This window comes from Hymenobacter sublimis, assembly GCF_023101345.1.
GTDB classification, from domain to species: domain Bacteria; phylum Bacteroidota; class Bacteroidia; order Cytophagales; family Hymenobacteraceae; genus Hymenobacter; species Hymenobacter sublimis.
This window is the reverse complement of sequence record NZ_CP095848.1, coordinates 4,289,268-4,310,906: the sequence shown is the minus strand read 5'-3', so window position 1 is coordinate 4,310,906 and position 21,639 is coordinate 4,289,268. Positions and strand designations below refer to the sequence as shown.

The window sequence follows — 21,639 nt, the reverse complement described above, 5'->3', positions numbered from 1 at the left end:
AATAGCGCTGAACAACTGTTAGTCACTATTTTACTGTGCTGCCACCGTTCAGTCCTAACCTGACGCTACTTCCTGCGTTTAGCGGCTCAGAAGCACGCAACCGGCCGGTCCGGTAACAATTTCATAATCTTGCGCCCCCTTTGGGCGGTCCTACCTTTGGTTACCGAAACTGAATCCTCACCAATCCCCCCTCTATGTTTGGCTTAGAGCCTCATGTGCTGTTGCTGCTCGTTGCCTGTTTGGTAGCAGCTTGCGCGTTTGAATTTGTCAACGGTTTCCACGACACGGCCAACGCCGTGGCCACGGTTATCTACACCAACACCCTGCGGCCCTGGGTGGCCGTTATCTGGTCGGCGTTCTGGAATTTTTTGGGCGTACTGACGGGTGGTATTGCCGTGGCCATGGGCATCGTGTACCTGCTGCCCGTGCAAAGCCTCGTGGACCAGAATGTATACCACGGCATTGCCATGGTAGGCGCCCTGATTCTGGGCGCCATCATCTGGAACGTGGGCACCTGGTACTACGGCCTGCCTTCTTCCTCCTCGCACGCCCTGATTGGGTCCATTCTGGGTGTGGGCATTGCCTTCAGCTTCCTGCCTGGCGCTGATAATGCGGCCGTAAACTGGGGCAAGGCCGGTGAAACCGGGGTAGCTCTGCTTACGGGTCCGCTGTTCGGCTTCACGCTGACCATCGTCATGATGTTCCTGCTGAAGCGCTTCGTCCGCAACAAGGCCATCTTTAAGGAGCCGCACAAGCGCAAGCCGCCACCCCTCTGGATCCGGTTGATTCTGATTGCTACCTGTACCCTGGTAAGCTACTTCCACGGCTCCAACGACGGGCAGAAGGGAGTGGGGCTGATTATGCTGGTGTTGATTGGCATTGTGCCTACCTACTTTGCCCTCGACCATAGCAAGAACCCTCTGGACATGCGCGATTCGCTGGTGAAGATTGAGCAGGTAATGCAGAAGGTAAATGCGGCCGAGCTGAGCGCTAAGGACCGGGAAGCGGTAGCCAACATTAAGGTGCAAACGAATTCCCTGGACAGCATCTTCGCCGGTAAAACCCAGGTAGCCCAGTTGCCGCAAAACGCGCGTTTTGAAATCCGGAAGGCTATTCTGCTGCTGGGTAACCAAGCCAAAACCGTACTGGGCAGCGACAAAGTGAGCCTGAGCACCGCCGACCGGGAAACGCTCACCGCGGGCCTTTCCAACATGAAGGGCTTCACGGATTACGCTCCGTGGCAGGTGCTGGTGGCCGTGAGTGTGTCGTTGGGTCTGGGCACCATGATTGGCTGGCAGCGCATTGTGAAAACCATCGGGGAGCGTATCGGCAAGGAACACCTGACGTACGCTCAGGGCGCTTCCTCAGAGCTGATTGCCGCCGCCATGATTGGCGCCAATACCCAATTGGGCTTACCTGCCTCCACTACCCACGTGTTGTCGTCGGCTATTGCGGGCTCCATGGTAGCCAACCGCGGCATCAAGAACCTGAACCCCCAAATGGTGCGCAACATTGCCCTAGCCTGGGTGCTCACCTTGCCTGTAACCATGGCCCTGTCGGGGGGCTTATTCCTGCTATTCCGGGCCATTATGCCTTCGTAAACACTTCTTGGAATAAAACAAAAAAGCCACTCCGATTGCGGGGTGGCTTTTTTGTTTTCTACTTAAGGATCAGGGCATTCACTTGCTAGTGGTTTTAGCTCTCAAAGTGGGAAAGGTTGTTGAAAACTCCCGGCAATGAGCACCTTATCAACTTATCCACACCAATTTCTTGCGTTTTTGTGGATAACCTAGCGTTAAGCGGGCCACTGCACCTCTAAATCATCGTTGATAAACACGCCGAAGTTGACAAACTGCAGTTGTTCCTCGTCGAAGTAGAGGTCAATCATTTCCTTTTCGTAGGAAAGGCGCATCTCGCCAGTGTCCATTTTCTCGACTTCGCTCTGCTCGTGGCCGTGGCGCTTCATCAGGTCCTGGATTTCTTCCGGGCTCTTGCCGTGAATAGCTTCCCCGTACAGGCGAATGCCAGGGTGGTCCGTTTCAATGCAGCTCAGGCGGTAGTCGTCTTCCCGGTCGAAATACAGGGAGTAACCTTCTTCGAGGTAGTTCCAGGCCTGGTGCTCAAACTCATCGTCGTCTTCCGACTCCTCAATTTCTTCGGGCTCTCCCATCAGGGCGCGTACTTCGTCCATGGAGGCGCCAAACTTAAGCGGCCCCATGCCGATGCCGAGGGTAATTTCGTTTTCGTCGGTGCTGGAGGATTGGGCTGGTGTCTGCATAGCCGTCTGGGGTTCAAAAGTGAAGAAGAGTTCAGGGAAAGTAAAGGTAGGGGTTCTCGGGGGTCATTTGCCGTAGCGAGCCTCAAATTCGGCCCGCTGCTGCACGTAGCTGGGGTGTTGCTTGGCCTCGTCCCACTTGCGTTTGAAGATGGCGGCAGCCTCTGCTTTTTCCGGGTCTTCGGGGGTGCGGGGCAGTTCGTCGCGGCCGTGGGCACCGCTCTGACCTTTTTTGTCGTCGGGTACGGGACCGTCGTACTTCTTGCCGCCCTTGTGATTGGCGTAGCGCCGGGCCCGGGTAAAGCCCATCTGGAGGAACTTCCGGGCCATATCGGCTCCCACAAAGTCCTGCTCTTTCAAATACGCCTCAAACAGCGCATATATCTGCTCCGAAGACTCCCGGGCCAGCTCCGGCGTGCGGAAGCGCCAGTGGGGCAGAATCTCCCCTTTATAGGGCTGTACCAGCAGTACGCCCTGCTCGCCTTTGCCCACGCGGTACAGTTCCGGGTGCTGGCGGAAATCAACGGTTCGAAAATCCAGGGTGTAGTCGAACGGCATAAGAACTAGCAGCGCGCTTGCGGGAGAGTGGGCCTCTCTATACGCCACATCGGGCCCGGCGGCTGCATGTTTTCCCCAAGCGCAACAAACGGTGTGGATAAACGCGCGTTTTCGGTGGATAACTACTTGATTACAAACACTAGCTGTACCTGAAAAGTAATTTCTGCCGGGTCCAGGGCCTAAATTTTCCTTTTGCGCTAAGAAAAGCGACCGGCAGCCTTGCTACACACTTAACCGAAAAATGCACCGCTAAGCCAGCCAAAGCACCCTGCCCAGCCCGCCAAGGAGCGCAAACTCCTGCCTCGCTTTTTTGCCCGCTGCATTTTCTGTACTGCTCAGCTACCCGAAGTTCCGACCTGCTTGTTTTCTGCCCTTGCTCCCGAACAGGGAAACGAGAGCACCGGCTCGCTTTTCCACAGGGTTAATAACTTTTAAAATTCTTCTTTAAATAAATTCTCTTTTGTTATCCGTCGTTAGGGCTGTGCATAAGTGGATAAGAAAAAGGGGTTATGCACACCGGGGATAACATGTGCACAACAACCCAGTTATGCACCGTCTATCAACAGGGTGTGTTGATAGTAAATATCTGATTATTAGATACATATGTGAGTTTTTAACAATCCACATAGCTTGTGCACAAATCCACAATTCACATCCACACCCCTGTGTGGATTGTGCTTTTTTCGGGGGATAGTTATCCACCCTTATCCACCGAGTTTGCACTGCGCCAAGGTGCTGCTGTGGGTTGACCACATCCAAAAAAACTTTTCCGCAAGTTCTCCACGGGTTATCCTCAGGTTTCCCCACTATTATCCACAGGTTATGCGTGCTTCGCCTCAAGCAGTGGAAAACTATGTGGATTGCAAACTAGCAGGGCGCAAAACAGGCCGCTCCAGTAAGTAGGCCCATATTCAGCCTGTGGATATCTATTCAGGCCGGATTCTATATAGTTAGGAAGCATAAGGTTAAGCGCGCTACTCAGCGCTAGACTTGCTTACCTCCGGCCGAGATTACCCCAGCCTTGCAGGTTAAGCCATGCGGTGCTTGCTACTCATTATATACAGCAACGCCCAACATATACAGCAACGCCCAACTCCGGCATTGGAGTTGGGCGTTGGAGCAGTGCATTGGGGCTATTGCTAGGTTAGAAGCTAAGCGTTTCGACGTTATCAAAGTTGGAGCGAACCTGAATGGCCTTTGGAAACAAATAGACGGGTTCCGGCGGCCGGCGTAACTGTGGGTCGCCGCCCTGCCAGCGGCCGTCTTGGTTGGTATCAATCAGCACCCGCACCCGGTAGGTGCCTGGCTGCAGGTTATCAAAGCGGTAGGTACCTCGCGGGCTGTCGAGGGTAGTAAGCACCTGCCCATTGGATTCCAACAGCTGAACCCAGTAACGAGTGGCCTTGGTTTGGAGCGGACCGCTGAGCGTACCCGTAGCAGTCTGTTCGGACACGCGCAAACGCAGGGGTTTCAGCCCCAACCGCTGCCCGGTGATGCTGCTGATAACCGTGCTGTCGAGCAGGAACGTGACTGTTTTGCGAGCATTGGTATTTAGGTTCAGCGCCAACGTAGTTCGGTCAGGACTCAGGGTTCCGTCCTGGGGTAAGCGCAGCGGGCGGCGTTTCACAGAGTCCTCCACCAGCGTACCTACGGGCTTATTGGGCGCCAAGCGCACGGGCTCAGTGAATACAAACTTCACCTGGCCCTGCCGATATACTTCTCGCGGGCTGCCCTCCACGGTATAGGCTGCCCCCCGCCGGGCGGGCGAATTACCTTGGAACCGGACGTTAATTGTGTCGCGGCCCACGTTGCCGGCGCTATCCGTCGAAGCCAGCAAATAGCGGCCTTCCGTGAGGGCCGGGGTGCGGTAAAGTAGCGCAGTGCGGCCTTTTTCCGTGAGCTGAACGGCCTCGCTCAGGGCTGGTGAAACCGGAGCCGTTCCCAGCGGAGCCAGCGTTATGCGCTCTACACCCTCATTAAAGCTGATGCGAAAGTCCGTTGGGTTAGTCTTCTGGGTGGTTACGAGGGGGCGGCGGGCATCAGGCCGGGTGAGCAGAAACTGAAGGCTGTCTAGGCCGGGGCGCACGGTGAGTAGTTCGGGCAGGTAGCCAATTTTTTCGCCCTCTTCGTAGCGGTTACTCTGGTTTTTATCGGCCAGGGCAAACGCCCGGTAGCGGCCTTCCTTCAAGTTTTGCAGCTCAAAGCCACCCTGCTTATCGGTGCGGGCCAGGTAGTAGGGCCGGCCCCGCCGAATATTGGCCGTATCCGCTTCCGGGTACAGCACTACGGCCGTATTCTCGGTGGGCTGGCCCGTGAGCAGGTCGCGCACTACCCCCCGGACCGAGCCGGAATCGAGGCGGGCCCCAGTGCTGAAGCTCAGCACTACTTTCTGGGCCGGGTTGCTTTCGGTAATGTCGCTGATCGAGTTGCCGAAGTTAAACGAGTAGGTAGTGTTCGGGGCGAAAGGGCGGTCGAAGGTCAGGGTAATAGCTGAGCGGTCTTCCCGGATTTTGTAGGTGTCCTTGTCGCCGAGCACCGGGGCCACAATCAGGTTTTTCTGCAGATCCTTCAGCTGCACCTGCTCCGAAAACTCCAGCCGCACCGACTGCCCCGTTACGTTGCGGGCCCCGTTGGCGGGCGTGGTGCTCACCAGCTTGGGCGGGATGGTGTCACGGGTCCCGCCCTCGGGCGAGCTAATGGCCGCGCAGCCACCCAAGCCCGCCGCAGCCGTTAACAATAGAAAGATACTCGCTCGGGCAGGTAGGGCCATAGAGAAATAAGTCGGGAGAAAAAGCAGCATCGGCCAAAGCAGATTACGCCAGCCGAAGGTACAATGCACAACGCTGGAACAGCCAAAAACTGTCATTCCGAGCCCGGCACGAAAGTGGAGTAAGCCTCGCGGCGCTACTTCAGCTTTCGTGCCGGGCTCGGAACAGCAACTTCTTTGCTATAAGAACACTAGCCTCTCCCCTACCCCACTGACTAGCGTTTCTGGGAAACGTAAATCAGGCTGGAGTACTGGCCTTCGTGGCTGGCGGCGTAGCGGTTCGACTGGTAGCCCGCCTTGAGCACGGTCAGCATGCCGCCGCCCCGCTCGGCCCGGTGCTTTTCGCTGAGCATGCTCACGTAGTAGGCATCCAGGGGCATGGGTAGCACTTCCTTGACCTGCATCTTGTGCTTTTTGAGCAGCTGGGTCATGGTTTTGGGGCTGAAGTGATACAGGTGGCGCGGCACATCATAGGCGGCCCAATCCTGGCGGTAGTGCTGGGCATCGAGGCTGTCGACGTTGGGCACGGCAATGATGAACACGCCGTCGGGCTTCAATAGCCGGATGAGCTGCTGCAAGGTATCGTTCAGCTCGTGAACGTGTTCCAGCACGTGCCAGAGCGTAATGGCCTCAAACGATTCGGCGGGTAGCTGGCTAAGGTTGTCCAGGTCCAGGGGCTGGCCTACCCGTTGGGAGGCGTCCTGCCGGGCCCGGGGGTTGGGCTCCCAACCCGCCACCTGCCAGCCGTTGCTCTTAGCCGCGGCCAAAAAATGCCCCGTGCCGCACCCGTAATCAAAAAGGCGGCCTTTGCGGGGCGCCAGCTTGTTCACGAGCCCTACCTTGCGGCGCATGGTGAAGAAGCGGGCCACCTTGTAGGCCTGGTTGATCATGCCCCCTGCCCCGCTGTTATGCGACACGTACTCCTCCGACTCGTAGTAGCGGCCAATGTGGTCGGCATCGGGCCGGGGGTTGGTAAACTGAAACGAGCAGGCCGCGCACTGCTGAATGGCAAAACTCTCCTTGCTGACTGACTTGTCTTCTACAACCAGTTTATTGCGAAACTCCGTTTTCCCGCACACCGGGCACTTCTCAAGTCGCTCGTAAATCACAGATGCTCGCTGATTATATTGATTTCGCTGATTGCGACGACTGACCTGCGCAGAGAAGCCAGTCGCAAGGCGAAGGTACAAAACGAAGCTGCCACAAATTCACGGAGAATTCGGGGCAGATGTCAGGTAACAACGATAAAACCATAAATCATGCGGCCACTACTAACGCAAGCACGTCATCCTGACGAAGGAAGGACCTTACCACGCCAGAACGAGTACCCTTAGTACCGCTCGTGCTTCGTGATAAGGTCCTTGCTCCGTCAGGATGACGTGCTTGGTTGAAAGGATATGCGTCTTCTTACCGGCCTAGGTATACTATCAGTACCGACACGTCGGCCGGCGAGACGCCGCTGATGCGGGAGGCTTGGCCTAGGGTTTCGGGCTGAATCTTGAGCAGCTTTTCGCGGGCTTCGTGCGAGAGGGCCGGCATGGCCTTATAGTCGAGGCGGCCCCGGATCTGGAAGTTTTCCAGCTCCTGCACTCGGGCGGCCTGCTGGTGTTCCTTCACCAAATAGGACTCATACTTTACCAGAATTTCGGCCTGTTCCAGGGCCTCCGGACCGTAGGGCGCCAGGGCCAGCGTGAGGCCGGGCAACACCCGCGTGAGGGCCGGCAGGTCTACGTTGGGGCGACGCAGCAAATTCACGGCGCGCGTTTTCTCGTGGATGATGGCCGAGCCCAACTCCGTCAGCCAGTCGTTGATTTCCTGGGGCTCGATAGAGTAATTTTTCAGCAGCTTGGCTACCTCCTGGGTCTGGCGTTCTTTCTCGCGCACCAGCTCCATGCGCTCGTCGGAGGCCAAACCTAGGGCATGGCCCAGGGGCGTGAGGCGCAAGTCGGCGTTGTCCTGACGCAGGAGCAAGCGGTGCTCGGCGCGGCTCGTGAACATGCGGTAAGGCTCGTCGGTGCCTTTGTTGACGAGGTCGTCAATAAGTACGCCGATGTAGGCTTCGCTCCGCTTCAAAATGAAGGGCTCCTTGCCGTGCACCTTGTTGTGGGCATTAATGCCCGCCATCAGGCCCTGGCAAGCTGCTTCCTCGTAGCCCGTGGTGCCGTTGATCTGGCCCGCGAAGTAGAGGTTCTGGATGCGCTTGGTTTCCAGCGTCAGGTGCAGTTGGGTGGGCGGGAAGAAGTCGTACTCAATGGCGTAGCCGGGGCGGAACATCTTGGCGTTTTCGAAGCCGGCAATTTTGCGCAGGGCGCGGTACTGCACATCCTCGGGTAGGCTGCTCGAAAAACCATTCACGTACACTTCTACCGTGCTCCAGCCTTCGGGCTCCACAAAAATCTGGTGGCGGTCCTTGTCGGCGAAGCGGTTGATTTTATCCTCCACGCTCGGACAGTAGCGCGGCCCCAGTCCCTTGATGCGGCCCTGAAACATCGGCGACTTCTCGAAGCCTTCCTTCAGGATTTCGTGCACCTCGGGGTTAGTGTAGGTGATGTAGCAAGGGCGCTGTTTGGTTAAGGCAGGCGTGTTGAGGTAGGAGAATTTGCTGGGCACCTCGTCGCCGGCCTGCTCCTCCATTTTGGAGTAGTCCAGGCTGCGGCCATCTACGCGGGGCGGGGTGCCGGTTTTCATGCGGCCCGCCTCGAACCCCAGCTCTATTAGCTGCTCCGTAATGCCCGTGCTGCGGCTTTCGGCGGCGCGGCCCCCACCGAACTGCTTCTCGCCAATGTGGATAAGGCCATTGAGGAAAGTGCCGTTAGTGAGTACTACCGCTTTACCGCGAAACTCAATGCCAAGCTGGGTTTTTACCCCTACTACCGTGTCGTTTTCAACTAGCAAGCCCATTACGGCTTCCTGCCAGAAGTCCACGTTCAGGGTTTGCTCCAGCGTATTGCGCCACTCCTCAGCAAAGCGCATCCGGTCCGACTGGGCCCGTGGGCTCCACATGGCGGGGCCTTTGGAGCGGTTCAGCATCCGGAACTGAATCATGGTTTTGTCGGTGATGATGCCCGATTGCCCGCCCAGGGCATCTACCTCGCGCACAATCTGGCCCTTGGCTACCCCGCCCATGGCCGGGTTGCACGACATCTGGGCAATGGTGTTCATGTTCATCGTCACGAGTAGGACCTTGGAGCCCATGTTGGCCGCGGCCGCGGCGGCCTCACAGCCCGCGTGGCCGGCACCTACTACAATAACGTCGTACTCTTCTTGCTGAAACATGAATCACGGATTTAAACGATTGTGACGGATGACGCGGATTGTGGGCGGCTGCCTAACGCCTACCGGAAGGTAGCCGCCGCCGCTGACCGTTGGAAGGAAACAGGAACTAGGAAGGGGAAAGTTCGCAGCTTCTCAAACAGAAAACACCCGCAGTTGAGCGGGCGTATCTATCAGGCAATGCTCTTTCACAACTCGGGCGCAACCCGCTCAAAACGTGCGCAAAGATAGGCACTTGTCTTCTTTTTTTACCTGGCCTCGGTGCCCATGAGCTCCCAGGGCCGCCCTGGAAGCTCGCTGGCGGGCCGTTTGGCAGCTGAGCTGCTTGCTTAGCTGAAGTTATCCTCGGCCAGGTCTTCCGGGGGCCAGCCCGTCAGTAGCTCCGCGGAGTGGGCCGCAACGGTGTTCCAGTTAAAGGGTAGCCAGCCTCCGTTCAGGGCATCAAACACCTCCGTAGCCGCCAAGCAGGGGAAAAGCTTGTAATCAAATTTGGGGTAGCCGTGCACCAGGTAGCCGGGGTAGTAGTACGTCTTCTGATGCAGGCGGGCGTAGTTAGTTTTTAGCAGCATGAGGTACTTTCCCAGGCTGTAGCGGCGGTAGGCCGGATGGTAGAAGTTCATGATGCCCGCCAAGCTGCGGGCCCCACTATCGAAAATGCCAACGGCAATTAGCTGCTCCTTATCCCGCACCTCCAGTACGTGGGTGCTGAACACGTTGTGCGTGGCTCCGGCCAGCAAAAAGGCCTCTACCGTTTCGGGGGCATCAAACGTAATGGTGCTGCGGTAGAGGGCGTACAGAGCCTCATACTCGGCAGTGAGCTGGAACGGGCGGATGGTTACGGTGAACGGCTCGTTGAGGCGCAGAAGCCGCCGTTGGGCCGGACCGTAGTGCACCGCAGCCAGCCGCAGCCGCAGCCAGTGCACGGTATACAAGTCGTCGTCGAGGGGTAGGAAGCGGCAGGTAAATAAGTCCTGATGCATCCGGTAGTAGCCCTGACTCAGGTAAAAATCCAGCGCATCGCCTCGAATAATAGGATGTTGCGGAGGGGTAGCGGCCATTATGGGAATATACTAGGATGTGTAGGTAAGCAATATTACCTATCTGGTAAGAATATTATTCCGAGCTCCGCCCAATAAGAACGGTCATTCCGAGCTTGTCGAGGAATGACCGTTCTTTAATTATAGCCGCGCGGCACGTGGCCATTTACGACACTATTCGCCTAGCCCCTTACAAGCTCCAAACGTCAGCACCGTTAAGCAAATAGGTGTCTCCGGCGTTGGAACGGGTCAGGAAGTTGCGACGCAAAAACGCCCGCTCAGAGGCGGGCGTTTCAGTGATAAGTGGCAAACCTGCTCTGCTTAAAAAGTACGCAAGAGCAGACAGTCGTCCTCTTTCTTGCGCATGGCAGTCTGGCTGAGCAGGTCCTTGTCGGCGTAGCCCAGCAGGTGCAGTACGCCGTGAATCATGACGCGGTGCAGCTCGTCGCGGAAAGGAACGCCCAGTTGCACGGCATTTTCTCGCACCCGTTCTACCGAAATGAAGATGTCGCCTTCAATGATGTCGGCGTCGTCAGCATTATCAAAGGTGATGACGTCAGTGTAGGTATCGTGCTCCAAGTACTCCAGATTGACCTTGTGCAGGTACTCATCAGAGCAGAAGATGTAGGTAAGCTGCACAATTTCGTGCTCATGCACTTCCGCCACCCGCTCAATCCAGGAAGTCAGGTCTTGGGCATCGGCCAACTCAAAGTCAACATCCTCCACCAGAAACTCAATGCCTGGGCCTTCGTCGCGGCCAAAGTCATCTTCTTCCTGATCATCGTGCTCGGGGGGCAGGTCGCTCATGGTAGCAAAAGCAACTAGTGAATGGCTGTTTCGGCACCGTTAATGGTAGCGCCAGACTCAGGAGCCGAGGGCGTAGGCAGCATGAACGTCAGCTGCACGTTGCGGCCATCCTTGGTGAATTCCACGTCATCGGCCAGGTGCCGAATCAGGAAGATGCCGCGGCCACCGGGGTTTTCCAGGTTTTCGGGGGCCGTAGGGTCAATGAGGTTGGTGTAGTCGAAACCGGTGCCTTCGTCCTCGATTTCAAACTTTACCCGGTCCTGATCTACGAACAGCGACAGAAAGACATTCTTGTCTTTGTCAAACTTGTTGCCGTGGCGGATAGCGTTGTTAACTGCCTCCGTGACGGCCACCATGATGTTGCCGTAGATGTCGTCCTCGATGTGAAACGTATCCTTCGAGTTGTCGATAAAGCTCTCCACTACGCGGATGTTCTCGACCAGGGAAGGAATCTGAATTTTAACCTGCTTCATAGGAATTGAAAGGGGAAGGCGGCGTAGGGGCGGTAAAAGTAGCTGAACGCTACTTCATTTTCTGAAAATATTCACTCACCTCGCGCTGATAGTAGGGCGTGAGGGCCGGCGGCACGGTGCGAAGGAGCTCCGTCTGCCGGTTTTGCTGGCGCTTATACTGCTGAAACGCCGGCGGAAACACGGGCGGACGGTTCTGGGCCGTCTGCGCTTCGCGCTTCTCGTCCTGGTCCCGCTCCCGGGCCGACTTCTCGGCTTCCAGCAAGCGCGTCAGGATTTGACGCTGGCGCATAATGGTCTGCTCCGTCAGCCGCTTGTTTACGAGGTCGGTTTCGGTTTGTTCCATCAATTTTTTCACATCTCCGAGGCCTCCGGCACCGTCCTGGCCTTTGCCATCTTTGTTATTTCTGGGTTTGCCCCCGCCCTTCTGCTGCATGCGCTCCAATTCTTGCATGGCCTGCCGGAGCATTTGCTGCTGTCCGGCTAGCTTGGCCAACTCCTCCGACAGGGCCCTTCCTTGCTTGCCGCTTTGCTGGAGCTGCTGAATCTGCTGGTTGAGCTGCTGCTGCATGCGGCCCAGTTGGCCTTCGCCGGCGGAGCTGCCCTTCTTCTTTTTGCGGCCCGACTTGCCCCCGCCCTGCTGCTGCTGCTGGCTCTGGCTTTGGCGCTGCTGCTCCTGCATTTGCTGCAAGGCATCGTTCAGCATGAGGGCCAGATTGTTCATGCTGGTCATGGCTAGCTGCTGAGAACTGGTAGCCCGCCCAATATTGCGCTGCCGGATCTGGTCGAGGCTTTCGTCCATGCGGCCATTCATTTCGCCTACCTCCCGGGTCACGAAGGACTTGATCTGGAACACGCGCTTGGCCAGGGCATACAGTGAATCCTGCACCACGCGGGCGTCGTCCTTGAGCTTGCGCTGAGTCTGGCCGAGCTGCACGAAGCGCGGGTCTGACTGGTCCACGGTGCGGAATTGCTTCATTAGGTTTTCCTCGTCGAAGCTCAGCTTGAGCAGGTTTTCCAGGATGTCGCGCAGGTCGTCGATGTTTTCCTGCTGCTGGTCCTGCTCCTCCTCGTTCATTTGCTGCTGCATCTTCTGAGCCATCTGCTGCATTTTTTGGGCGGCTTGCTTCTGGCTCTGGCTGGCTTTCTGGTTCTGGTTTTTGCCGAGCTGCTCCTGGCTGTCCTGCTGCTGCTCGTCTACCTCCTGCTGCTCCTGCTTCATCTCGTCGGCGCCGTTTTCACCGTCGAGCTGCTTGTCCAGCTCCTTCATGTCCTTGAGGTCCTGCTTCAGCTCCTCAAATTTCTGCTGCTGCTCGCTCTGCTGCTGCTTTAGGTCCTGCTGCTTTTGCTGCTGCTGGTTTTTGTCCTGGGGCGCTTGGGGCGAGTTTTTATCGTTCTTCTGGGTTTCGTCGGCCAGCTTTTGCTGCTCCTGGGCTAGTTGCTGAAGCTTTTCCAGGGCCTGATCCTGCTTCTGCTCAAACTGCAGCTGCTTGAACATTTCCAGGGCCCGCTCCAGCTCTTTCTGCAAGGTGTTTTCCTTGTTTTCAAGCTGTTGGAGGAGCTTCTGCATGTCGGGCTGGTTTTGGTCCTGCTGTTGTTCCAGCAGCTTCTGCAGCTCTTCGTACAGCTTCTTGGTTTCCGGGTCGAGCAGAGTTTCCATGAGCTTTTTCAGCTCCTCGGCTTTCTGAGCCAGCTCCTCGTTTTTCTGCGGATCGAGCTGGTTTTGCTGCTCCTGGAGCTGCTCAAACTGGCGCTTCAGCTCATCCAGGGCCTGGTCCATCTGCTGTTTCTGGTCCAGCATGTCGCGCAATTGCTTGCGGTCCTGGAAGTTCAGGTCGCGCTTAACTTTCAGCTTGTCATCGGCCTTGGCCAGCTCCCGCTCCATCTTCTTGCTTTGCTGGGCGGCCTGGCTGAGCTGACTTTGCACGGCTTGGCTCTGGGAGGCCAGCTGCTGGCGCAGCTCGGTGCGCGAGGGCAGGCGGAACTCGGCGGTGCGGCTCCGGGCTGACTTCGGCCCGTGCACCCCGTCGTTGTCCCACACCTGCACGAAGTACTCCAGCCGGTCGCCGGGGCGCAGGCTCAGGGGGCGCACGTCCCACTGGTAGGCGTAGCTCTGGCTAGGGCCGCTGCTCAGGGGTAGGGCGCGGGTTTGGTAGGCGGCGTTGGGCCGAGCTTTGCTCAGCACGCGGTAGTGTAGCTGCAGGCGCGAGAGGCCGTAGTCATCCCGAACATTACCGCCCAGGGCCAGGTAGCGCAGGGAGGTAGTATCCTGAAAAGCTTCCAGCGTTACGTCAGGCGCCTGGTCCGGAATAACGGTGAGCTGATATTCGATGGGGTCCCGGTTGGGGCTGTTGGCGTTGCGCAAATGCACCGAGTACTGCTGGCTGCGTAAGGCCCGGCGGGACAGGCGAAACTGCTCGTCGTCGGGTTGGGCAGTTACTACCTCATCGGGGTTGCGGAACTTGAGTTGCAGTTGGTCGGTGGCTTCGGTGGCAAACTCCCAGCGCAGGTCCGAGCCTTCGGGCACGGTCAGGTTGCCGGTGTTGCGAATGGTTTCGGCGGGTTTGCCGAGGTAGGTGGGGTAGGAAACGCGCACGGCAAAGTCGCGCAGGTTGGGCCGGGCCTTCACCGTGAGGTCGTAGTCCGAAGAGGTGAAGCCCGCGGCCGCCAACTGAAACTCGACGTTTTGGCGCAGCTGCCGAAACTCGTAGCGAAACCGGTTGCCAGCCTCGCGGACCAAGTGCCGCTCCCGCCCGTCGTAGACAATGCTGATTTCGTTGGGTAGGGCTTCGCCTTCTACCGTCACGTTCAGCGTGTAATCTTCGCCCTTGAAGGCCGTGAGGTTTTTGTTTTCCACCACGAACCGGAAGGGCGCGGGCGGACTGTACTTTCGGTCGTAATTAAGAATTCGCTCGGTGCCTTGCACAAACAGGCTAGGGTAAATTAGCAGCACCAGCACCACTACGGCGGCCGGAATGGCCACGTACTTCCACAGGGGCTTGCTTTGGGCCTGAATGTTAATGCCTTGAGTAAACTCGACGCCGCGCAGCTGTCCGGCGCGCTGCTCCAGGCTGGCGGCCAGCAGGGCGTTTTCCTGGGCCTGCCCGCGCAGCTGCAGGGCGTTCAGCAGCTTGTCCTGCACATCCGGAAACAGCTCCCCTACCCGGCGCGCGGCCTGCTCATCGCTCAGCATGCGGCGCAGGTTGGTAAGGGCCGCCAGGGGCTGCCAGATCCAGCGCCCAAAGGCGTAGAGCATGCCCGCCACGAACCCGAACAACAGCCCCGCCCGCACCCAGGTGGGCAGGTACAGGAAGTATTCGAGCAGGTTGAACACCAGAAATAGGCTGAGCAGCAGGCCGCCAGCCACGAAGGCCCCGCGAACCAGCAGGCTCAGGTAAAACTTACGCTTGAAAGCATCGAGGCGGGCCAGCACATCGTCCAGAGCCCGAGTCGTTGCAAGGTCTTTCTCCACTACCATAGGTTTGCCGCCTCATATGGGCTTGGGAAAGATACGTATTTCGCCCGGCGGCTGCATGTACGCTACACGCGGAACTAGGCAAGAGGTTCCGTAAACCAACAAGGCACCCACTGGTGGGTGCCTTTGACGGCTGCGCTACTCAGCGCAACTACCTACTACTGCGCTAGGGCATGGTACCACGGGTGAGAGGCAGCATCAAAAAAGCCCGAATCCAATGGATCCGGGCTTTTGAGTAGGATGGAAAAGCGAGGATTACTTGGTGTCCTCTTTGTCCTTCTTGGCTTTGCGCTTTTCCTTTTTACCGTCGGCGTCTTTGGTCTTGATTTTCATCTTCTCATTCTCGGCCGGCGGGGTTACGCTAACCGCTGGTGCAGTCGGGGTAGCGGCGGCGGGAGCCGCCACGCGGTTGCCATCGGCATCCAGTTCTACTACCTCGTAGCCCAACTCCGAGAGGCCGGGGAAGGACTTCGCCCGGTCGCCTACTACCACGATGTACATGTTATCGGCGGGCAGGTACTTCTGGGCAATGCCTTGCACATCCTCCTTCTTCAGGTTTTTCAGGATGGTGCTCTGTTGCTGCACGTAGTCTTTCGACAGATCGTACTCCAGCAGGCGCGAGAGGAAGGCCGCTTTTTGCTGGCCGGTTTCGTAGCGCAGGGCATCGCTCTGGCCCACGGAAGCCTGCAGGAACTGCAGTTCTTCGTCGGTGATGCCGTTGCGGTAGTTCTGGATTTCCTTCATGAACTCCTTTACCGAGGCCGCCGTAGCATCGGCGCGCACGCCGGCGCTAGCCGTGTACGGGCCCACGTAGCGCGAGCCCTGGAAGCCCGAGCGGGCCCCGTAGGTGTAACCTTTATCCTCGCGCAGGTTCAGGTTGATGCGGGAGTTGAAGGCCCCACCCAGGATGTAGTTGGAGAGGTAGGCGCGATAGAAGTCGCCGGTGGCATCATAAGTGAGCGGGGTAAGGTAGCCCACCCGAATTTCCGACTGGGCAGCTCCGTCCTTGTTCACGAAGTAGATGCGGGTTTTATCGGGCTGCGTGGCCTGGGCGCTGGCGGGCAGACGAACATCCTTTTTCTGCCAGTTTTTCAGGAAGGCCGTCTGGTTGGTGAGCGTCGCCTGATCCACGTCGCCCACGGCCACCAGGTAGCTCACGTTGGGCGCGTAGTTCTGCTGGTAGAACTGCTTCACGTCGTCCAGGGTCAGGCCAGTAACGGTGGCCGTGGTGCCGCTGGAAGGCACGTTCATGATGTTAGCCGGACCGTAAATCAGGCGGGCAAACGTTTTGTCGGCAATAACCACCGGCTGGGTGCTCTGGTTGGCAATGCCCTCCAGGGTCTGCTTCTTGATACGGGCGAAGTCGGCGGCATCGAAGCGCGGGCGGAGCAGGCGCTCTTCCAGCAGCTTCATGGTAGCGGGCAGGTTCTTGGTCAGGCTCTGCACGTAGATGGTCGTGTTGTCTTCGCCAGCCGAAACGCGGATGGTGCTACCCAGCTTATCAAGCTCAGAGCTAAACTGCTCCGACGTGTACTTCTCCGTGCCTTCGTTCAGCATGCTGGCCGTCAGGGCGGCAATACCGGCCTTGTTGGGGTCGGTTTGCTCCAGGCGGTGGCCACCCCGGATGGTCAGCAGAATCGTTGCCGTCGGAATTTCGGCGTTGCGGGTGCCCATCAGGCGCAGGCCGTTATCCAGGGACGACTGCCACACCTGCGGCACTTGCACCACGGGGTTAGTACCCGCTTTGGGCTGCTTGCTCCGGTCGAAGGTATCGGTTGGCTTTACGTAGGTCAGGCCCGCGTAACCGTAGTCGGGGGCCTGGTAGCCTTCCTTCGATACCGTGTAGTTGTCGGGTTTGGCCGGGGCGCCGCCCGTCTTGGGCAATACGCTCAGAATCACGGCCTTCTTGCCTTTGATGTACTGGTTATACACCCGGTTTACCTCGGCGGGCGTCACGGCGCGCAGGCGCTTGAGCTCCTCGGGCAGGCGGTTGGGGTTGCCAAAGTACGTTTGGTTGGCAGCTAGCTGGCTTACCTTGCCGCTCACGCTGGCCAGGCTGTTCACTACCTGCGCCTCGGTGCTAGCCTTGAAACGGGCTACCTGCTCGGCGGTGGCGCCGGTGCGCTCAAACTCGGCCAACGTGCGACGCACCTGGCTTTCCAAGCTGTCGAGGCCTTTGCCGGGGAAGGGCAGCGTCACCATAGTAAACTCGCCGGAAAGCTCCGAGGAGTTGTTGTAGGCTTGGGCCTGCAAAGCCTGCTGAGGCTTAATCAGGTTTTTGTAGAGTAGGGAATTTTTGCCCTGGCCGATGATTTCGGACAGTGCTTCGAGGGCGTACTCATCGGGGTGGCCGTTGGGCACCGTCGGGAACACCATCTGCAGCATCGGGAAGCGCACGTTGTCCGTGTAGCTTACGTAGCGGTCCTGGGTGAGCTTGGGAGCGGGCAGCTTCTGGGCGGCCACGGCCGGACCTTTGCTGATGGGGCCGAAGTACTTCTCGGCCAGGCGCACCACGTCCTGGGGCTTCACGTCGCCGCCCACGGTGAGGGTCGCGTTGTTGGGGCCGTACCAGCGCAGGAAGAAGTTCTTCAGGTCGTCGACGTTGGAGCGGTCCAGGTCTTCGAGGTAGCCGATGGTCATCCAGGAATACGGGTGGCCGTAGGGGTAGAGCGTGCGCGACACGTTTTCCGACGCCAGGCCATAAGGCCGGTTGTCGTAGTTCTGGCCCCGCTCGTTTTTCACCGTAGAGCGCTGGTTTTCGAACTTCGGCTGCGTTACGGCATCCAGCAAAAAGCCCATGCGGTCGGCTTCCAACCACAGGGCCGTCTCTAGCTGGTTGCTCGGTACGGTTTCGTAGTAGTTGGTCCGGTCGCGGTTGGTGGAGCCGTTGAGGGTACCGCCGGCGGCCGTTACCGTTTTGAAGTGCTGCTCGTCGGCTACGTGGTCGGAGCCCTGGAACATCATGTGCTCAAAGAAGTGGGCAAAGCCCGACTTGCCAATCTGCTCCCGGGCCGAACCCACGTGGTAGGTCACGTCTACGTGCACCAAGGGGTCGGAGTGGTCTTCGGTCACGATAACCGTCAGGCCGTTGGGCAGCACGTACTTCTCGTAAGGAATTACTACCTCGGAACCTTTGCGGGTTACTTTCTCCACGAGGCGGGCGCCGCCAGCCGTAGCTGCCGGAGCTTTGGTAACGGTAGCGGGCTTGGTGGCAGGCTTCTGCTGCGCCTGAGCCGACTGGAACGCCAGCGAGGCCCCCAGGCCAAGCAGCAACAACTGGTTGCGAGTCATTAAGAAGAAAAAAGGAGTGAGATGAATGCGAACCGTAAGTTACGCGCCGAAAGACAATTTCAGCGCGAGCGGGCTGCACGAAAAAAGTCGGTGCTGCTCCGGCCGCATCTGCATCAAACCATTGCCCCGCCCGAAGCTCCGACACGGTAGGCTCCGGCCCAGTGGCTGCGCCAAGGCCCGTTGTAGCTCTAGCGCCACATCGTTCTTACATCTAACACGGCGGGTATATAAGAACTCCTATCGGGGGGGCACTCCTACATCAGTACTAGTAAAGCTACCCAGAACCAACCCGCGAAACCAGCGGAGCCGGCAAGCCCAGTGAGGCCGCTAGCCGCCGGTGTAGGCGAGCTGGCGGACCTGCCGCATAGGCAAACAGAAGCCCACAAAGTTGGTTAGATAAAGTGCCGGTTTGCCTTAGCGGCAGTACCTTCGTTTCTCTTCCCCTCTGTATGCTGCTCACTGAAACCGACTACCTCCGCCTGTCCTACCGCTCGGACTTGCGCCTGCTGATTATGCGCTGGACGCGGGCCGCTACCTCCGCCGAGCACCGGGCCGGGTACCAGGCGGCGCTGGAGCTGGCGCGGCAGCACCAGGCCGCGCACTGGCTGATTGATTTGCGGAGCCGGGGGTTGGCAGAGCCGGCAGATTTACAATGGGTGCTGGAAGATTTTCGGGCGCAAATGCGCAGTGCCCTGCCCGGTGTCACGCGGCGGTTGGCTTACCTGACTACCCCCTTCCACGCCGACATCCTGCGGCCACGCCTGATTGAGTTTGCCCAGACAGGCCAAGACGATGCGCAGGTAGAGGTATTCACCGAGGAAATGCCCGCCCAACAGTGGCTGCAGTCCGGTCAGTAAGCCCCTACCCTTCAGCCCAGCGGTAACGCCGCTCCTTCCACTGAATAGCTGATGGCCACCAGGTGTACACCAGCACCGCCAGCGACATAAACAGCAGATACACGTCGTAGAGCACCAGCACGGCCAGGTTCTCGCGGTGCCCGGCTTGGCGCAACGTAATGGCCAGGTAAAGCGTCTGGCACGCCACTTTCGCCGCGTACAACGCCCCCACCGTACCCAGGGGCAGCAGGCCCGGCCACCCCAGTACCGTATAAAACAGGCTGTAGGAGCTGAACAGCAACGTGAGCTGCCAGGGTAGGCGCACGGCTCCCTTCATCCAGCGCTTGCGCTGGTGCAGCAGGCAATACAAGGTGGGTTGGGCCACCGAAATACCCAAGGCGCTGGGAGCAATGATGTTGCGGTAGCCCCACCCCTGCGCCACTACCTTCTCAAACAGCTGCAAATCTTCGGTGATGCTGAAGGCTAGTGCCTCGTACCCACCAATAGACTCATAAGCGGCCCTGGTCACGAGCATGTTGTTACCTACGGCCGTGATGGGTAGCCCCATATCCGTCAGCACCCGAATCAAGCTCAGGCCAAACAGCCAGTCCAGGCCCTGCAGGCGCCCGAAAAGGTTGCCCTCGGCGGTGGTGATGCCCGTTACAATACCTACGCCCGCGGGCGCGGCGGCCAGCATGGTCTGGACCCAATCGGGGTGCAGAGCCATGTCGGCGTCGGTGAACAGGAGGTAGTCGGCGGTGGCGGCGCGGCAGAGGTGGGCCAGGGCGTTGCTCTTGCCCCGGGCCATGCCCAAACGGTGCCGAACAGAAAGGAGCCGAAACTGGGGCTTGTCGGCAATGAATTGCTCGATGATGGCTGCCGTGTTGTCCGTGGAAGCATCGTCGCCGATAAGAATTTCCAGCTGCTCGGCTGGGTAGTTTAGCTTGGTTAGGGCCGTAAGGCAGCGAATGATGGTAGCCTCTTCGTTGCGGGCGGCAATCAGGATGCTCACGCGCGGACGGTTGGCGGGCGGTACCAGCCGGCGGCGCGGCCACACCAGCAGCACTAGTATAAAGGCGTATATCCCGAAAAACAGGCCGAAGAAGATTACAGGAAACACCATACGCAGCGAGAAGGTCAGGGCAAGCCACGGGGTTGGGAAAGGAAATGCAAAGACGTGGCGCGACTAAGGAATACGACAAGAGGCTGGGTAGCCGTTGCCGGTTAAATGCGGATTTTTGCGCGCGGCCAGTTGCGTACTAATACGGAGGCCCGGCAGCCGAATCAGCAGCCCCTAAAAGGCAACAGCCCCCGCCGGTAAGGGCGAAGGCTGCTGGTAAGAAACGAGCCAGGTGGGGTTACACCCGCGGGTCGGTTTCTAGGGGCGCATCGTAGGCAGGCGAAGGAGCCCGTAAGTCAGCGGCGTCAGCGGGCAGGCGTACCTCGTCGGAGTCGTGCACAATTAGCGTCAGCACCCCGGCAATAATCATCGAAACGCCCCCTACGATAAGCGTGTACACGGATTCGCCGCCAAAAATGTTTTTGGTAAAGAAGCCTAAAATAAGCCCCGCCACTACCTGTGGAATAACGATGAAGAAGTTGAACACGCCCATATAGTAGCCCATTTTGTTGGCGGGCAGGGCCCCGGCCAGCATGGCGTATGGCACGCTCAGAATGGAAGCCCAGGCAAACCCCACGCCTACCATAGACAGCAGCAGCAGCTTGGGGTCCTGAATAAAATAGATGGAAATCAGGCCCAAACCGCCCGCCATGAGGCACAGCAAGTGAGTAACCCGGCGGCTGGTAGCGCGGGCAATAACCGGCAGCAACAAGGCCGCCACTGCCGATATGCCGTTGTACACTGCAAAGCAAACGCCTACCCAGTCGGCGCCTTCATTATAAACCTTCGAGGTAGCATCCGTGGTGTGGTAGATGTGGCTGGTAACGGCCGGCGTGGTGTAAATCCACATCGAGAACAGCGCCAGCCAGGAAAAGAACTGTACAATAGCCAGTTGGGCCATTGTTTTGGGCATGTGGAAGATGCCGGCAAACGACTCCCGGAATCCGTTGGCAATGCCGGCCGTGCGGCGCTTCTCCGCCTCAAACTCGGCCAGGTCAGCCGGGGGGTACTCTTTAGTGGTAAGCACCGTCCAGAGCACCGCCGAGAAAAAGGCTACTCCCCCAATGTAAAAGGAGTATTTCACGGAAGGCGGGATTTGGCCGGCGGGGGCCGTATTAGCAATGCCAAACCAGTTGGTAAACATCCAGGGCAGCGACGACGCTACCACGGCTCCTACCCCAATAAAAAACGTTTGCGCTGCAAAGCCCGTCGTGCGCTGGTCGCCGGGCAGCAAGTCGCCTACCAAGGCCCGGAAGGGCTCCATGCTGATGTTGATGCTGGAATCCATGATCCAAAGCATGCCTACTGCCATCCACAACGCCGACACATTGGGCATCACAAACAGGGCCAGGGAGGCCAGAATAGCCCCGATCAGAAAGAACGGCCGCCGCCGGCCCCAGCGCGGGCTCCAGGTGCGGTCCGACATGTAGCCGATAATGGGCTGAACCAGCATACCCGTTAGGGGGGCGGCCAGCCAATACAAGGCTATTTCGGTGCCGCCCAGCGTTTCAAAAATGCGGCTGACGTTAGCGTTCTGGAGAGCAAAGCCAAACTGAATGCCCAGGAAGCCGAAGCTCATATTCCAGATTTGCCAGAAGCTCAGGCGGGGTTTTTCGTGGGTGCCGGTGGGAGCGGCCGCTACGCTGGTAGCCATACGGTGGGAGGTTAGAATAGGTAGTAAAGACTTAGAAATCAGAACTTAATGCTTAGAATGTTAGAAATATTTCTAA

At 58.3% G+C, this 21,639-nt stretch carries 14 protein-coding genes; 2 read left to right on the top strand and 12 right to left on the bottom strand.

What is annotated here, in order from left to right; translation table 11 throughout:
- The first annotated feature begins 194 nt into the window (after positions 1-194).
- Entirely contained in the window at positions 195-1,601 is a 1,407-nt protein-coding gene (locus MWH26_RS18055; protein ID WP_244694280.1) for an inorganic phosphate transporter, read from the top strand.
- Between the two features lie 194 nt (positions 1,602-1,795).
- Here MWH26_RS18055 and MWH26_RS18050 read toward each other — a convergent pair whose 3' ends face one another.
- From MWH26_RS18050 to MWH26_RS18005, 10 genes are all read right to left on the bottom strand, one after another.
- A complete protein-coding gene (locus tag MWH26_RS18050) occupies positions 1,796-2,278 on the bottom strand; it encodes a hypothetical protein (RefSeq protein WP_244694279.1) in 483 nt (160 codons plus the stop codon).
- 63 nt (positions 2,279-2,341) lie between these two features.
- The gene (locus MWH26_RS18045; RefSeq protein ID WP_244694278.1) at positions 2,342-2,833 is read right to left on the bottom strand and encodes a DUF4385 domain-containing protein; all 492 of its coding nucleotides are present in this window, start codon (positions 2,831-2,833) and stop codon (positions 2,342-2,344) included.
- Between the two features lie 1,144 nt (positions 2,834-3,977).
- Positions 3,978-5,603 carry an Ig-like domain-containing protein gene (locus MWH26_RS18040; protein ID WP_247975372.1) on the bottom strand — a complete coding sequence of 542 codons (1,626 nt, stop codon included), beginning with the start codon at positions 5,601-5,603 and terminating at the stop codon, positions 3,978-3,980.
- A 212-nt stretch (positions 5,604-5,815) separates the two neighbouring features.
- Complete coding sequence (locus MWH26_RS18035) at positions 5,816-6,709, bottom strand: class I SAM-dependent methyltransferase (protein WP_247975371.1); 894 nt, start codon at positions 6,707-6,709, stop codon at positions 5,816-5,818.
- Positions 6,710-7,007: 298 nt separating this feature from the next.
- On the bottom strand, positions 7,008-8,876 hold the full coding sequence (mnmG, locus tag MWH26_RS18030; protein ID WP_247975370.1) for a tRNA uridine-5-carboxymethylaminomethyl(34) synthesis enzyme MnmG: 1,869 nt from the start codon (positions 8,874-8,876) through the stop codon (positions 7,008-7,010).
- A gap of 326 nt (positions 8,877-9,202) precedes the next feature.
- The gene (locus tag MWH26_RS18025; RefSeq protein ID WP_247975369.1) at positions 9,203-9,931 is read right to left on the bottom strand and encodes a GNAT family N-acetyltransferase; all 729 of its coding nucleotides are present in this window, start codon (positions 9,929-9,931) and stop codon (positions 9,203-9,205) included.
- A gap of 300 nt (positions 9,932-10,231) precedes the next feature.
- The gene (ybeY, locus tag MWH26_RS18020) at positions 10,232-10,717 is read right to left on the bottom strand and encodes an rRNA maturation RNase YbeY (RefSeq protein WP_247975368.1); all 486 of its coding nucleotides are present in this window, start codon (positions 10,715-10,717) and stop codon (positions 10,232-10,234) included.
- 14 nt (positions 10,718-10,731) lie between these two features.
- A complete protein-coding gene (locus tag MWH26_RS18015) occupies positions 10,732-11,190 on the bottom strand; it encodes an ATP-binding protein (RefSeq protein ID WP_188557231.1) in 459 nt (152 codons plus the stop codon).
- 49 nt (positions 11,191-11,239) lie between these two features.
- Entirely contained in the window at positions 11,240-14,665 is a 3,426-nt protein-coding gene (locus MWH26_RS18010; protein WP_247975367.1) for a DUF4175 family protein, read from the bottom strand.
- Positions 14,666-14,917: 252 nt separating this feature from the next.
- On the bottom strand, positions 14,918-17,953 hold the full coding sequence (locus MWH26_RS18005) for a M16 family metallopeptidase (protein WP_247975366.1): 3,036 nt from the start codon (positions 17,951-17,953) through the stop codon (positions 14,918-14,920).
- Positions 17,954-18,402: 449 nt separating this feature from the next.
- Between MWH26_RS18005 and MWH26_RS18000 the strand changes: the two genes are divergently transcribed.
- Positions 18,403-18,810, top strand: a complete 408-nt coding sequence (locus MWH26_RS18000; protein ID WP_247975365.1) for a hypothetical protein — start codon at positions 18,403-18,405, stop codon at positions 18,808-18,810.
- 4 nt (positions 18,811-18,814) lie between these two features.
- Here MWH26_RS18000 and MWH26_RS17995 read toward each other — a convergent pair whose 3' ends face one another.
- Positions 18,815-19,912, bottom strand: a complete 1,098-nt coding sequence (locus MWH26_RS17995) for a glycosyltransferase (RefSeq protein WP_247975364.1) — start codon at positions 19,910-19,912, stop codon at positions 18,815-18,817.
- A 235-nt stretch (positions 19,913-20,147) separates the two neighbouring features.
- The gene (locus tag MWH26_RS17990; protein WP_247975363.1) at positions 20,148-21,563 is read right to left on the bottom strand and encodes an MFS transporter; all 1,416 of its coding nucleotides are present in this window, start codon (positions 21,561-21,563) and stop codon (positions 20,148-20,150) included.
- Between the last annotated feature and the right edge of the window lie 76 nt (positions 21,564-21,639).